The sequence below is a fragment of the Candidatus Hamiltonella defensa 5AT (Acyrthosiphon pisum) genome (assembly GCF_000021705.1).
Classification (GTDB): Bacteria; Pseudomonadota; Gammaproteobacteria; order Enterobacterales; family Enterobacteriaceae; genus Hamiltonella; species Hamiltonella defendens.
The window spans coordinates 909685-923036 of sequence record NC_012751.1 but is presented as its reverse complement, the minus strand read 5'-3'; the positions used below and the strand labels follow the sequence as shown (position 1 = coordinate 923036).

Below are 13352 nucleotides of genomic sequence, written 5' to 3'. Positions count from 1 at the left end.
AGATTAGCTTCTTTAACCCCATCCTGTCGGCCTAACTGGGTAGCCTCTAGCTTCACCTTTTGCTTCAAGCTGTTCTGCAATCGTCATAACATCCTCCCGATAATCAGTTGCTTTCTCTGCAATCTGATGCAAAATTGCTTTGCATGCGAAGCATTATTCGGTTCGTCGTAAAAAAGTTACTACTCAGACATCTTATTACCCAAATATCCAAGATGGATCCAAACTCAATAATGTTTCTCGACCTCAATTAATTTTTCCATATATTTTGATTTTTTATCGTTATCCATTTTACCTATCTTTTTACATTCATTTGACCCGGCATTTATGGTAGATACTATCGTCCCCTCATTTTTTGATGGGGTAATAAATATGATCTTTTTGATGGGTGGTGCGTCTTGTATTTCTTTCTTGATTAGAAAATTGTCCCGTTCTAAATCACTTAGAATTTCTCCATTCAAAGCCCTCTTTGTTATTTCATCATTATAATTAATATAACAAAAAGTAGTAAAATGTACTGTTGCATTCGAATACTCTTCATCTATTTCATTTGCCACTCTTCTTGTTTTCATTTTAATAATAAGTACTCCATCTTTTAATCCATATGATTCTATTATGAACGGTTTTAGCCAATTATGAATTGGTTTTGATATAACATCTGAATCAGTAGGAACAGTAACAATGTTATCTGTACTTCTTTTGCATTTCACTAGCATGAACATTAGAATAAAAAATATTATGCAAACAAGAATATCTTTGAATGAAACTTTCCAAAATAAATGCTTATTCAAATAATCATCTATATTTTTCAATCGCTAATTCTTTCTTCGGGTGAAAGTTGGGAAGTCATCAATACGCCTTTACGTTTTCACCATGAAAATTTTTAATGTTTGACCCATTGACTTCTTGCTCTAATTAGGTGCATTTCAGTTTGAGTATGAAAAATCTTGCCATTGTTCTTCGTTAATTATTTTTAATGGAATACCTTTCTCATCTCTATAGTGAACCGCCTTCTCAATTTTTCTACCATGTGAAGTATATCGCCAATTTTTAGAACTCATAGTTCCCACTATTAAATAATCTAACTTTTTTGTAACATTACCTATTACATTTGCCCCTTGCCGAATGATCTCTTGTTCACATACACTGCGTTTACCGTAAATAAATTCACCAGTAAGACAAACTGTTTTTCCTGATGCTTCAAATTTATTAATAATATCAATAGGTAATTGAGTTGCGAACCCATCAACAACCCCAGACTCAATATCACACCCAGTAAAAGAAATTAATGTTTTTCTTAAAAATTCTCTTTCTTCTTCTGTAACAATAGAATCTTGTAATATATATTTTACAATATCGTAAATAATTTTACCTGGATAATTTTTTTTAAGATTATCGTTTTTTGACAAAAACCACTTAAGGTATTTTATTTCTGAATCATTTAATTCTTTATCTGATAGTATGCCTTTGCATAATCCTTCAAATAAATGCCTATCTGATTCAATTGAATTTAAATGAAGATAAGGAAGCTCCAACAAGTTTTTTTGAATTATAATTAAATCTTTTTTAATTTCATTTAGTTCAGTAGAATCAATAGTTTCATCAGCTAAAACATCAGATATTCTACGCCGAATAGATTTAAAACAAAAATTATCACTAATCTCATTCGCATTAAGAAGCCAAGTGTCTAAGTATAAAATTTCTTGCGAATTAACACAGCCATCACAGATAATTCCATCTATGATACTAATCAAGTTAGCAAAATGTTTATCTCGATTTCTAAAGTAATTAAACCTGTTAAACTTTTCCACACCTAATTTCCCTATTAGGGCGTTAATAATTATTCACATTTAAGCTAGAGGCAAGCTGGCTTCTTGCCTCACAGTTGATCTAGTTCACTATCTGAAAGGCCGGTATAGCGCTTAACATTTGTGCGATCTATACCATCAGATAGAAGCTGCTGTGCTAACTCCTTGTTAGCATCCTGTCGGCCTAGCTGATAGCCTTCTTGCTTGCCTTGCTGGATACCTCTAGCCTCGCCTTTAGCTTCTAACTGTTCTGCAATCGTCATAAAATCCTCCCGGTAAGTCGGTGCTTTTTCCGCAAGGGTTCGGATAAATCCCTCGCCGTCAATCGTATTTCCTGCCTGAGCTATATAATATAATAAACTCTTGCATTGTTCTTTGGAATACTTCCACTTTTCTATTAGATTAGCTAACTCTACAGCAAGTTCCAACATATCCCGTCGTCGGATATGGTCGGGTAGCAACGTGACATCTCTGTCACGCCGCCCCCTAAGAACGGTACGTGCAAGTTTCCCCGCATACCGCTCAAGCCTTTAATAAGTTACGATACTATACGATCGTAACCAGCAGCCCTACTATGTTTTTGTCGATGGCAATTGGGATGTAAGAGTTCAAGATTACTCAGTTCATTTCCGCCTCCTTTCACTCTTTCGACTTTATGGTGTATGTTCCAGCCAGTTTCTTGAGTAATTAATTGGTTGCAGCACAAACAGCGTTTATCTTGTTTTATCCATAGTGGTATGACTTTCTTACTTTCCCACGGCTTTTGTTTTCCAGGTATTTTCTAGCCTTTTTTCGAAATATATTTCCCATTCTTTATCGAATGCGCAGGCTTCACTTCTGATTTTTATATGGCGCTTTATAGGTGTGGAAGAGGCTTTGTACAGTGTGAACATTTTGCCTTCTGGCGATTTTCCACTGAACACCCATTGGTTATTCCCTTGAACGGTAAAGTATTTTTTTCTTACCCAATATTTACCTTTCTTTGGGTGACGTCTTAAACACCATTTCCACAAAACTTGCCAAATCAGATGATCGATTTTAGAAAAGGTTTTTTTCGCCACAACATGTCGATGGTAATTTACCCACCCTCTCATTATCGGGTTGAATTGAGTTATCAGTTTCCATGCGCTACTTGACCTTTCCTTCTTTATCGTGGTTCTCATTTTCTTCAAAAAGTTTGTGAGATTTTTTTTGGCGGGTGTTATTAAAAATTTGCCGTTAAAAGATCTCACATTCTGTCCTAAAAAATTAAACCCTTCACTAATATGGATAATCCCCGTTTTTTCTTGTGATAGACGCAAGCCTCTTTAGACCATAAAATGGGATAAAAGCCGATATTTTAAGTGTGATTTAACAATGAGTTAAATTTTATTATGACCTGTGATTTTCATCAAAAATAGGGATTAATTCAGTTTCATAAATTTGATCGAATATGACTTACTCAGTCAAAAATTAATTTTTAGCTTATTCATACTCTCGTACTTTATCTCTTTAAAAACAGCATTTAGGTATTTGCTTGATGGTTTCATGGCCTCTATTTTGTCAAATAAAATGCGCGTTTTTTGATAGTTTTGTTTGTTAAAAAAATATTAAAATTAACTATTTAACCTGTTATAACTTTTTAACTTTAATGGAAAGAATGTTATGAGACCTATATCGTCAACATCGTCAACATCGTCAACATCGTCAACATCGTCAACATCGTCAACACAGAAGTTTGTAAAAAGCATTCAAACTGTATCTAATTCAACATCATCTATTCCTCATCACATTTCCCCGAACCCGAAAAGTAGTCGGTATATAGAAGACAGCAAAAACTTCTTTCATAAAGAGACAAAAACGAAGCCAAATCAAATCACTAGTTTCAATAAAAAAAATAAAGGCCATTTTGAAAATAAATATAAATCACATAAGTGGACATTCATAAAAAATTATCGTGAGAAAGAATTACCAGTATTTGCTAATGAGGTTACAGCATACCAATATAAGATTATTGCCCAAAAACAGGGGTTTTATGGAGAGCTGCCTCAGCTAATTAAAAGAAAAAACGTTGAAAATAATGAGACTCTAGATTTGACAAAAGGCAAAGAGGGAGATGAACTCCTTAATATTTTCTTTGAAAAAACCCCGAATGGAAAATCGACAAAACGAATAATGGATGATTTTGGTTTGCGTGCAACAGCGGTTAGACGCGGTACAGATTCTTATTTAAAACGTTTCTTACAAGAGCCGTTCCTTGTTGCTGATTTTTATATTGACGTAGAGTCAGTGAACTCAAAGTTAACAACAAAATAAACTGGGGTGAGCCTGTCAATAAATTTGTGTAAATAACTAAAAACTCGATATTTAAAGTGTGATTTAACAATGAGTTAAATTTTATTATGACCTGTGATTTTGCTCAAAATCAGGACATTCAGTGCTTTTTTCAATCTTTCATTTTCCAGTCACGTTCCTTTCTTAAACTTCCTTCCCGCCGGACGCCCTTATCATATAAACAGTTGGGCACGGTGGTCATTAAAAATGATATTTGACCCCGATGGTACCTCGGGTGTCTTGCGTACTTTTCCCCCCAGTTTGTTGAGCCAAATCTCCCCATACATCTAAACGCGCACGGATTAATGTCCGCACACATTCCCAGAGAGCAAGATATGACACATGCCCAGCCGCCAGAACGCCTCAGGTTCATACAACCCATGCCCGAACCCGTGTTGCGCGACCTGTTGCAACAACCCGCCGCCCGCACAAAAAAAGTGAGCCCCCGCTTCCGCTTCATTGACCTGTTCGCCGGCATTGGCGGCATCCGTATGGGCTTCGATGCTCAGGGCGGTGAATGCGTTTTTACCAGCGAATGGAACAGGTTCTCAAAAAAGACCTACATTCAGAACTACGGCGCCCCTCATCCGTTTGTGGGTGACATCGTTCCATATCCGGCAGAGGACGTGCCGGACCATGATGTACTGCTCGCCGGCTTCCCCTGCCAGCCGTTCAGTATTGCGGGCGTCAGCAAAAAGAATTCGCTGGGCCGCCCACATGGTTTCGAATGCACCACGCAGGGAACCCTGTTCTTTGACGTGGCCCGTATCATCGCCACCAGACGCCCTTGGGCGTTCCTGCTGGAAAACGTCAAGAACCTGCTTTCACACAACAAGGGCCACACCTTCAACGTCATCCTGCAAACGCTCAGGGACGAGCTGGGCTATGATGTGCATTACAGGGTAATCGACGGGCAGCACTTCACACCGCAGCATCGCGAACGAATCATCATCGTCGGTTTCCGCGAAAAAACGGGCTTCTCATGGGATGACCTGAAACTACCGGAAGAAGGTCCGCGCCTTGCGTCAATTCTGCACAGGACGGATGGCACAGAGCCGGTGCTCCCCTGGGATGGAGAGCGCTTTTTCGATCACGACAGGCGGGCCGTGCCGCTCCGATACACGTTGACGCCCAACCTGTGGGCCTACCTTCAGGCCTATGCAGACAAGCACCGCGCCGCCGGCAATGGGTTCGGATTTGGTATCGTCTATCCCGATAGTGTGACACGCACACTGTCAGCCCGGTATCACAAGGACGGGTCAGAAATCCTTGTATGGCAGGGCAGCAACAAACGGCCGAGACGCCTGACGCCACGTGAATGCGCCCGCCTGATGGGCTTCCCTGACGCTTTCCAGATACCTGTCAGTGATACACAGGCTTACCGTCAGTTCGGCAATAGCGTCGTCATGCCGGTCATGCAGGAAGTCGCCCGCATCATGACGCCCCACGTGCGGGCTCAGATCGCGCATGAACGAGACGGCACCTCACTTGCATTGCCCCTGTTTTCCTGATGGTTGACGTAGTAGACCGCGCGACACGTAGCCGAAGGAAGTAAGTGCAAATACAAAAACGTATTTTGGAGAGAAATCAATTTATTTACAGATAGTTCAATAAAAATTTACATAAATAAACGGTGTTTGACGTTTTTTAAATTGAAACTTATAAAATATTTTGAATTAAAAAATCTCAAAGTTTAAAAATGATTTAATAAAATAAATTATCCAAAACTGGATTTAAGAAACGTAAATGATATTTAAAAGTCTGAATGCCCACATTGCGCGTTTTAGCTATAAAAAAATAAATAATATGAAAATTTTCATAAAAAAATACCTTATACACCTCTGATAAAAGAAGAACTTGATATAAAGCTTAATGCTTCGAAAGAAAGAATTGCTTTTTTGCTCAATCATTTACAAAAAAATGATGACTTGAAAAGTTTTCACAAAAAGAGGCTTAAAATAAGTATTTTTAAAGACTTAAATTTTTACATTCAAATTTAAAACAAATAAACATATTTAAATTATTTTTAGGAAATAAATGAGCTTAATTACCAATACTACTATAAGAAATATTTTAGGAATAAATTTTAGTGAATCAGAGTTAAAGTTGTTAGAGTCAAAAAGATTAACACCAACATCAATTAAAAATAGTCCTAGACTTTTAAAACGATTAGAAAGAACACATAAAAAAACTTTTAATGAAAATAAAAAAGTGGCTATTAAAACTTTTATTAAAGAATTAACTGTTTCTAAAGATAAGAAAATAGAACAAAATCCCCACTTTCTATCAGATAAAAATATAACTATATTTCCTTCATTTCAGGATCTAAAACCGCTAAAAATTGATTCTCAAGCTAAAAATATTAAACAGGGTCACTGCCCTCAAGAAAAAAAATTTTGCGTCACAATAAATCAAAAAAATTTAGGAAGTATTTTATCTGATGACCGATATGTGTTTATTGTTGTTCCTTCCCTTAATTCTAAGACTAAGTTCGAAATTATCAGTACCTGTGAAGGGCAATTCTCTTCTGATGGAAAGAGAATTGGTCACGTATCTCTGGCAATGAGCGAAAGTGGTAGACTAGACGTTTATTATGCAGGAATGTTTGAGGTAGAAAATGGAAACATAAATAATTGGAGTAATGAAAGTGGCCATTACAAAACCGATATGAATATTCATAAAAAAGTGGCTCGCTATATGTCGGCTTTCCCTCCAGAAAAATTTAAAGAATTTCGTTAATAATATTTAAAACACGTCTGCATCCTGTGATGGTTTACAGCTTTCTTGGTTAGACAGCACTATTAACAAAATAATGATGATTCATCGAATAAAAAGGGGATTGATGAAAAAATCATTTGATATTTATCATGTATGTGGTCAGATAATAAAAAAATAAATCATTCAGTTATTTAAGGTCCCTCAATATAAGGTCTTTCTAAATTTCAGGAGTTTTTGATATGAACGTTAACCATTCTACTTCAAATCAGCCCTTACTTAGAGATGATAAAGTTTACAATGACTCACAAGAAAGACCTGTCGGCATCGCAACTCAAATAGACAAAGTGACAAATTGTGTCACAGACCCCAAAACAGATTCCACAAAAATTCCAACCATGACACCTGAAGATAAAAGTAAAATGGACGAACTTTTCAACCGCTGCTTTAATGCCGGAGAAGCAATTTCAAAAGCCTTAAAGCAATAAATGAGAGATCGTTTAACGAAGTCGGTCATAAATTTTCAGCGGCCAAACAAATAAAAACACCTGTAATCCTACCCCCTCGGCACTTCAGGCCAGGTGATTTCCCCCGCCTTGGGGTCGAGTCGATGGAGGGCGACACGATAGGCTTTCCAGTTCTTGAGAGCCTGGACCTCTTGTTCGGTCGCTATCCCTAGTTCTACCGCATCGGCCAGCGGGCCTATGGCTTTGCTCGCTCTGTCCATCCATTTTTCTTTTTCCCTCGCCGCTTGCCGCGTCCGTTCTGCCTCTGTATAGGTTCCTCTCACCACTTGATGACCGTCAAAAATCCATTCTCCATTATTTTCTGCGCCCTCAGGCAGCGAATCCAGCTCGACAATATTGCAATTTAAAGGGAATAAGGTAGAAGCATCTCTCGCGATAGAGACCACCGTGTTTTTTTCATCAAACATCACTTTGAATGTGTCTGGCTGAAACGTTTTTTGAAGGTCATACCAATCATCGCCGTTTTCATCCTGTAGGTATGAAGCATTGATGTTGTATTTCAACTCCCTTTGTTTTTCTGATAATGCTTCAATATCTGTCTTGTTAAAATTTTTATACATCTTCATCACATTATCCCTGCCCTACGGTTATCCACTGCCCATTAATATTTTTCTGTATGAATCGGTAATAGGCATAGCTTTTTATCTCCCAGAGACCATCCGTTTTAAACCCAGTGACCACGGCGCCTGCGGAAAGTTGTCGGTCATAGGTCTGAACACTCATGAGTTGCACACTGGATAATCTGATGTCCCGGACAAAGGTACGATTGACTTCCTCCCAGGGGGCCCGGCTTTGTACGGCTTCCGTGATTTTGGTGGTGATCCATTGATTTAAGAGCCCGCCCCAGCACTCTCCGTCAATATTGCCATCTTCTTGATAGGTCGCGGTTTTTCCGTTCTTTGACACCCTGAGGGTGTCGTTCACTTGAATTTGTCCCTGCACTTCACCGCCGTGCCGTTTATCCAGTGCATTTTTTGCACAATCGACCGTTTCTGACAACCCCAGATTTTCTATAAATTGATGTTTATCCGGGATGTCTGAGCCGTTTTGCTTTTGAGATAAAAATACTGAGTTTAGAATCTCAAAAATCTGTGTGTCATCATCAGGATTTAATACACCCCCATTTTTGGTAATAACATGACATAGCTCACGCTGTATGGTATTAAACCACTTAGCAGGTAATAATGTGGGGCTTACCCCACCAGCCACATTACCATTGGTAAATTCACCGTCTGGCGTCGCGGTATTGGTAATATCGCCAATTTTTTGCATAGAGAATCCTCAAAAGTTAATTTGATGAATTTAAAAAAACGTTTTATTTAATCAGTGATAGCCAAATAACAGCACTGTAAACGGCGGGGCCAGTTGGTTCTGTGTACAGTCCAGAATTTTATTGCCCCAGGTAGCCAGCGGCTCTCCACAATAACTCACACTACATTTAGCCTGAACATACGTTGTTTGCTGGGCGTTAACCCGACAGACAAATGGCCAGTCATCCCCGTTAATTGCCTCACCACATACGCTAAACCCTGCTCGAGCCTGACGAAACTCATCAATGGTAATGTCATCTCCTCGCGTTTTGGCCAAACTGATATAACACTGTTTTGAGAGTGATCCTTTGCCCACCAGCCGGGATACAACCGCCTGGCGACGGCGCTCAATGGTATATGTTTCGCTAATCGTGCAATTATCCGGCAGACCTAATGACCCCTCCCATTCCGGTAGCAACTCCAGCGCCGTGGCCGGGAAACCCCCAGTCAGTAGACTCATCGCGCTGGGCGTCTACTCGTTGAAATGACGTGGCCAACGCCTGGGACAGTTTGGTGAGTGGATTATCAGGCCCCGTTTGCCAAACGCGCCCGCGCGGCAAATGCGCCAGTAACGCCGATTGATAATCGGACGTAGTGAATAGGCTGTTCATGTAATGGTCACCGTTCCGAGTTGCGGGAGTTCGCCCACGCCCAGCGTTATATTCTGAGTTGGATAGGTCATCAAAAACCCATCCGTTCCCGGAGCAGAAGCGATCGCCGCGTTAATTGACGACAGAGTGACAATACCTTCCCCTGCAGGATCTCCTCGGGTAAAAAATACCAGGTTAATCGCGGTGCTAATGGCAGCGGTCAGGTCCTGTTCCTGCTCGATGATGCCGGTAATGGCAAAATCAATGACTTTAGGGATCGGGGAAGCAACGTAAACCAGAGCCGTTATCGTCTGATTCGGATAAATGGCATCAGCAACGCGCAGCTGGTCACCGGTGGCTTTTGCGTAAGACCCCCAGTCTTCATAGTGTGAGAGGCCATCAGTGCCAGCAGGAAAGCCGTGGTTGGTCTGATCGTCCCCATCACACATAATGTATATTCCGACCGTTCCCACGCCCATCAGACGGCGCACACACCACGTCCGCGTAACACCCGAGACCGCCAGCGCCCAATTCACATAATCAGTCTCGCTCCCGCCTTGCGGTAATGCCTGATAAGCCAGAAGCATTCGGGTTCGTAAAGGCCCGTCTGTCTCAACGTTAGCACCACCAGTAGCCGGATTCATCAGCGTGACCTGTGAATCAACACCGGAATAACTGTTATCAAGCGTCAGTACGGTTCCCACTGGTGCATTACCGAGTGCGCCCCCCGCGGCAGGATCATCAAGCGGAGAGACCAGAACAGCGGTGACTGGCGTTAACGCAGTGCCATCAAGCCCGATGGTGACAGAATTATTCAGGGTGTATTTGATCCCATCCTTGCGATTGATAACGGCTCCGGCCGTGTCACGGGATAAACGTTGACGATAAATCAGCCATAAGCGGGAGCCTATACGGTAATCTTCGCCCAAATCACCCCACCAGCCGCGGCGATCGTCACCATCGTAGGTATCATCTGCCCGCGCTTGCTGATCTGTAAAAAGGGAAATGAAAATGGCCGTATCGAGATCGTCACCGCTGGTCAGATCGCCGGTTTCTGATACCCAGCCACCGGAATCTATTTTCTAGACTGTTTTGATATCACTCACTGGCTACCCTCCTACGGGCTTAGACGGTTTTGCACTGGCGATTGTGCTGTTACCCCCTGAACGTTTTTAACCTGGTGATCATGGTCGTTGTACGCCTCTCGGAGCTGCTTAAGGGTCGCTGTATTGCTTTCACAGTGATCAATAATGTCTCCAGTGCATTTCAAAACCGGCGTTTTTGCCAACACTTCTTCACTGGCTGTGATCGTCACTACCGTAGAATTCACCACGTCCACCGGCTGACCATCTGCGTCTATGGTGATGCCTGTTTCCGTGAGCTTTACGAGCTGGCCCCACTGGCTATAGATAACCGTTTCTCCGGGTTTCAGGCCAGATTGTCGATGGGATTGATGATTTGACGCCTGATGAACGGTCCCCACCTAAAAACGTGATTACCACGTCAGTGCCCACCGGCAAACCAGATGAAAAACCAAAGTCGCTCATACGCGGCGTATCGCCTCGCACCTCTAAGGGAGTCTGTACCTGTAGCTTTTGAATGGGGCCGCTATCGCTGGTCGCCGTCACGCGGCCAATAGATAACGCCATCTGAACGCGGCGCAAGAGTTGCCGGTAAGCGGCGCTGATATCCATCAGTCATTAAGCTCTCTTACTTGCTGATAGAACTGGTACGGCTCAACGGTGAACGCCTCTGGCGGCATCAAAACAAGCTCGGCCGTCGTCCCACGCTGATCGCGAGTAAACGTCACTTCAGAAAGCAACCAATACATATCTGTAATGTTAAAAACGGGAATACTGATCGGAATCTGGGTATTTATTTCCCAAAGTTTACCCGACTTATCGCGCCAGCTGTCCACAACGACCTGGAGAGCTTTTGAACGACCGTAGCGCCGATTCATTTCCCAGTCGATGTACTGTTGAACCACGCCATTCGCGATCATCGTGCTTTCGATGATGTCTATTTTCTTGCGATGGCGCCTTTTTTCAGGGTCCTGAGCGCTGGCCAGAAACGTTCCGCCATATTCAACGGAGGACCCCACCTCATAAAGCGGCGTAACCGACATGGACAACCCTGCATAGTCGGAAAAACGCTGGTCTATGCTGCTTTGATAGTCCGCCGCCTGTATGTTCTCGCCCTGCATCACCCCTGACGCGGCTTTTTGTGTGCCCAGGCGGGTTAGTTATAAATTGCCGTCCGGGAGGTCATACGCCAGTAACGCGCTCCAGCGGCACACGCGATCAATAATTTCTTGCGGACTTTCCCCCCAGTTAATCGTCAATTGCGGCGCGGCCTGTAGTCCGGTCACGTCTGTTGTCACGTGAATATCGTACGGTGCGGCGAGACGTTGAGACATGCCCAGTGCATCGAGCCCCGTCATAACATTACTTTCCCACTCCGCCGAACAATCAACCAGGTCCTGACATTTTCCACGACCGGTCACACGAATTTGATGCTGATTTGGGCGGATGGATGAGCAGCAGCGGTCAACGTAACCGGTTATTACTATGTCTTCCCCCAACTTCACAATGCACGGATCACCAGGACTAACCCACTGTTGTTCGCCACCAGGGTAATACTCCATGATGGAAATATCAAAGTCTGAGGGCATTCTCTCGATGCCGCGCGTAATCCGTATCCGGTCCCAGCCGTGCAAAGCGCGCGCCCTGACCTCAAGGTATAGCTCGTCTACTTTTTCCGTTTTTTCGGTTGTCATTTGCTGAGCGCCTTAAAATCCAGTGGCATAATTGCGTGCCGGGTCCTGATAAATACGCTCAGAAAGAACAAGCGAGGGGAGAGAGGTATCAAACTGGTATTCTGTGAAACGGGCCAGATTTGCCCCACGTTCGGTCAACGTTGAAACAACCGTATTATGTAACGCGATCAAATCACGGTATGTGTCATCGTGTACCATATCAGCCGCATTGACCGCACCAACCTCCAGAGCCTCACCCGCCAGGGTCATCATATCCCAGGCGTCATCAGGAGATACCGGCTGATAACTGAGCGCAGCCCGCCCCAGACAAGCCAGAGCAAGACGCTGGAAAAGGAGTATCGCGGCATCTTGTACCGCATCGTCAACGCCAGGAACATCATTACCGGTTTCAAACACAGACAAATGAATAAAAATTCGGATCTGATCCTGTGGTTCACTGACCGACAGCACAACGGCGGATAACAGCGCATTGGCCACGCCTGCATAAGTTTCAGCGTCGACCGATTGAGTTAACTCATCACCGACTGTGGCCACTTTGCCGCGATTCTGAGCGCTGGCGGCTTTTTGCTTCTGCATTAGGACCGGGTAGGTTTGGTGACTCGCCAGACCGCTATTGCCCGATGACTGAAACCGGCCGTAATGGTTGCTGTCAAAAACATCGGTCATGGTATTGATAAGGTTATTGGCTTGATTCAGCGTGCCGGTGACCTGGCTCACCCAAAAAACAGCGGTACTTTGTAACGTCTGAATAAGCGCCGTACTCTTCCTGAGTATGCTGTTGACGGTCGTCACAAACTGGAGCGTCGTTGTAGCGATAGACTTTAACCACGACTCCTCATCCGGGAGTGGGGTTGACGTCGTCACCGGAAACACTTTCAACCCGGACTCGATCGCCCTGAGCGTGAACTCAAAGTAGCGGCCGTTATCCCATTGCTCAACAATCTTGAGCCCCCCAGAAGGAATACTGACCGTTAACTCGCCATATGTCGGGTGAATCAGTGTCCCGGCACCGGCTGTTTCACATGCCGCAATGAGATTGGAACGCTGATCAATTACCGCCCCGCCACCATATATAACGCTATCCTCAACCAAAAAGCCTTTCACAGTCAATTGACGGGTGGCCCTTCCCAAATCCTCAACCCACGGTTTATCACGATAAGGGTACTCATGGACGGCCGTTTTACGGCCAAATGAGCTTTTCCCCCCAAGAACGGCAAAGGGGACACCTCTGAATTGTGCTTTCTGGAGGGTTTCAAACCATTTTTCAGACCCCTCTGGATCAAAAAAGTCGGTCACTGTATTTATCAGGCGCATAG

The 13352-nt window shown here is 43.1% G+C and carries 17 protein-coding genes and 1 pseudogene; 4 read left to right on the top strand and 14 right to left on the bottom strand.

Going from position 1 to position 13352, the window contains the following annotated elements:
- Nucleotides 1-224: 224 nt before the first annotated feature.
- From HDEF_RS04320 to HDEF_RS13030, 5 genes are all read right to left on the bottom strand, one after another.
- Complete coding sequence (locus HDEF_RS04320) at nt 225-809, bottom strand: hypothetical protein (protein WP_015873441.1); 585 nt, start codon at nt 807-809, stop codon at nt 225-227.
- Between the two features lie 114 nt (nt 810-923).
- Entirely contained in the window at nt 924-1808 is an 885-nt protein-coding gene (locus HDEF_RS04315; protein WP_015873440.1) for a BRCT domain-containing protein, read from the bottom strand.
- Between the two features lie 68 nt (nt 1809-1876).
- Complete coding sequence (locus tag HDEF_RS04310) at nt 1877-2236, bottom strand: RpnC/YadD family protein (RefSeq protein ID WP_193432924.1); 360 nt, start codon at nt 2234-2236, stop codon at nt 1877-1879.
- Between the two features lie 107 nt (nt 2237-2343).
- Entirely contained in the window at nt 2344-2511 is a 168-nt protein-coding gene (locus HDEF_RS13035) for an HNH endonuclease signature motif containing protein (protein ID WP_234809374.1), read from the bottom strand.
- Nucleotides 2512-2551: 40 nt separating this feature from the next.
- Complete coding sequence (locus tag HDEF_RS13030) at nt 2552-2968, bottom strand: group II intron maturase-specific domain-containing protein (RefSeq protein WP_234809452.1); 417 nt, start codon at nt 2966-2968, stop codon at nt 2552-2554.
- Nucleotides 2969-3449: 481 nt separating this feature from the next.
- Between HDEF_RS13030 and HDEF_RS04300 the strand changes: the two genes are divergently transcribed.
- Nucleotides 3450-4100: a hypothetical protein gene (locus tag HDEF_RS04300; RefSeq protein ID WP_015873438.1), complete on the top strand. Its 651-nt coding sequence runs from the start codon at nt 3450-3452 to the stop codon at nt 4098-4100.
- Nucleotides 4101-4319: 219 nt separating this feature from the next.
- On the opposite strand, the gene HDEF_RS11975 is transcribed toward HDEF_RS04300, so the two are convergent.
- Entirely contained in the window at nt 4320-4433 is a 114-nt protein-coding gene (locus HDEF_RS11975; protein WP_015873436.1) for an autotransporter outer membrane beta-barrel domain-containing protein, read from the bottom strand.
- A 65-nt stretch (nt 4434-4498) separates the two neighbouring features.
- On the opposite strand from HDEF_RS11975, the gene dcm reads away from it, so the two are divergent.
- From dcm to HDEF_RS04285, 3 genes are all read left to right on the top strand, one after another.
- Nucleotides 4499-5629 (top strand): DNA (cytosine-5-)-methyltransferase, encoded by a 1131-nt coding sequence (gene dcm, locus HDEF_RS04295; protein WP_274376876.1) that lies wholly within the window; start codon nt 4499-4501, stop codon nt 5627-5629.
- 526 nt (nt 5630-6155) lie between these two features.
- Entirely contained in the window at nt 6156-6857 is a 702-nt protein-coding gene (locus HDEF_RS04290; protein ID WP_015873434.1) for a hypothetical protein, read from the top strand.
- Nucleotides 6858-7075: 218 nt separating this feature from the next.
- Nucleotides 7076-7321 (top strand): hypothetical protein, encoded by a 246-nt coding sequence (locus tag HDEF_RS04285; protein ID WP_015873433.1) that lies wholly within the window; start codon nt 7076-7078, stop codon nt 7319-7321.
- 68 nt (nt 7322-7389) lie between these two features.
- On the opposite strand, the gene HDEF_RS04280 is transcribed toward HDEF_RS04285, so the two are convergent.
- The 8 genes and pseudogenes from HDEF_RS04280 to HDEF_RS04250 form a co-directional block, all read right to left on the bottom strand.
- Nucleotides 7390-7926 carry a tail fiber assembly protein gene (locus tag HDEF_RS04280; protein WP_015873432.1) on the bottom strand — a complete coding sequence of 179 codons (537 nt, stop codon included), beginning with the start codon at nt 7924-7926 and terminating at the stop codon, nt 7390-7392.
- Nucleotides 7927-7930: 4 nt separating this feature from the next.
- On the bottom strand, nt 7931-8632 hold the full coding sequence (locus HDEF_RS13630) for a hypothetical protein (protein WP_015873431.1): 702 nt from the start codon (nt 8630-8632) through the stop codon (nt 7931-7933).
- Nucleotides 8633-8683: 51 nt separating this feature from the next.
- Nucleotides 8684-9130, bottom strand: a complete 447-nt coding sequence (locus HDEF_RS04270) for a YmfQ family protein (protein WP_052543451.1) — start codon at nt 9128-9130, stop codon at nt 8684-8686.
- 147 nt (nt 9131-9277) lie between these two features.
- Entirely contained in the window at nt 9278-10267 is a 990-nt protein-coding gene (locus HDEF_RS04265) for a phage GP46 family protein (protein ID WP_407078898.1), read from the bottom strand.
- A 102-nt stretch (nt 10268-10369) separates the two neighbouring features.
- A pseudogene (locus HDEF_RS04260) lies at nt 10370-10957 on the bottom strand (phage baseplate assembly protein domain-containing protein).
- Complete coding sequence (locus tag HDEF_RS13750) at nt 10954-11463, bottom strand: phage baseplate assembly protein (protein WP_407078897.1); 510 nt, start codon at nt 11461-11463, stop codon at nt 10954-10956. The pseudogene HDEF_RS04260 and the gene HDEF_RS13750 overlap by 4 nt, the downstream one beginning before the upstream one ends.
- Nucleotides 11464-11502: 39 nt before the next feature.
- Nucleotides 11503-12036, bottom strand: coding sequence for a phage baseplate assembly protein (locus HDEF_RS13745; RefSeq protein WP_407078892.1), 534 nt, complete (start codon nt 12034-12036; stop codon nt 11503-11505).
- 12 nt (nt 12037-12048) lie between these two features.
- On the bottom strand, nt 12049-13350 hold the full coding sequence (locus HDEF_RS04250; RefSeq protein WP_015873429.1) for a DNA circularization protein: 1302 nt from the start codon (nt 13348-13350) through the stop codon (nt 12049-12051).
- Between the last annotated feature and the right edge of the window lie 2 nt (nt 13351-13352).

Bases quoted from the DNA above. Each gene is read 5' to 3' on its own strand.
- HDEF_RS04310 (WP_193432924.1), bottom strand. From the start codon at position 2,236: ATGTTGGAACTTGCTGTAGAGTTAGCTAATCTAATAGAAAAGTGGAAG.
- HDEF_RS13030 (WP_234809452.1), bottom strand. From the start codon at position 2,968: ATGAGAACCACGATAAAGAAGGAAAGGTCAAGTAGCGCATGGAAACTG.
- HDEF_RS04300 (WP_015873438.1), top strand. From the start codon at position 3,450: ATGAGACCTATATCGTCAACATCGTCAACATCGTCAACATCGTCAACA.
- dcm (WP_274376876.1), top strand. From the start codon at position 4,499: ATGCCCGAACCCGTGTTGCGCGACCTGTTGCAACAACCCGCCGCCCGC.
- HDEF_RS04290 (WP_015873434.1), top strand. From the start codon at position 6,156: ATGAGCTTAATTACCAATACTACTATAAGAAATATTTTAGGAATAAAT.
- HDEF_RS04285 (WP_015873433.1), top strand. From the start codon at position 7,076: ATGAACGTTAACCATTCTACTTCAAATCAGCCCTTACTTAGAGATGAT.
- HDEF_RS04280 (WP_015873432.1), bottom strand. From the start codon at position 7,926: ATGAAGATGTATAAAAATTTTAACAAGACAGATATTGAAGCATTATCA.
- HDEF_RS13630 (WP_015873431.1), bottom strand. From the start codon at position 8,632: ATGCAAAAAATTGGCGATATTACCAATACCGCGACGCCAGACGGTGAA.
- HDEF_RS04270 (WP_052543451.1), bottom strand. From the start codon at position 9,130: ATGAGTCTACTGACTGGGGGTTTCCCGGCCACGGCGCTGGAGTTGCTA.
- HDEF_RS13750 (WP_407078897.1), bottom strand. From the start codon at position 11,463: ATGCAGGGCGAGAACATACAGGCGGCGGACTATCAAAGCAGCATAGAC.
- HDEF_RS13745 (WP_407078892.1), bottom strand. From the start codon at position 12,036: ATGACAACCGAAAAAACGGAAAAAGTAGACGAGCTATACCTTGAGGTC.
- HDEF_RS04250 (WP_015873429.1), bottom strand. From the start codon at position 13,350: ATGCGCCTGATAAATACAGTGACCGACTTTTTTGATCCAGAGGGGTCT.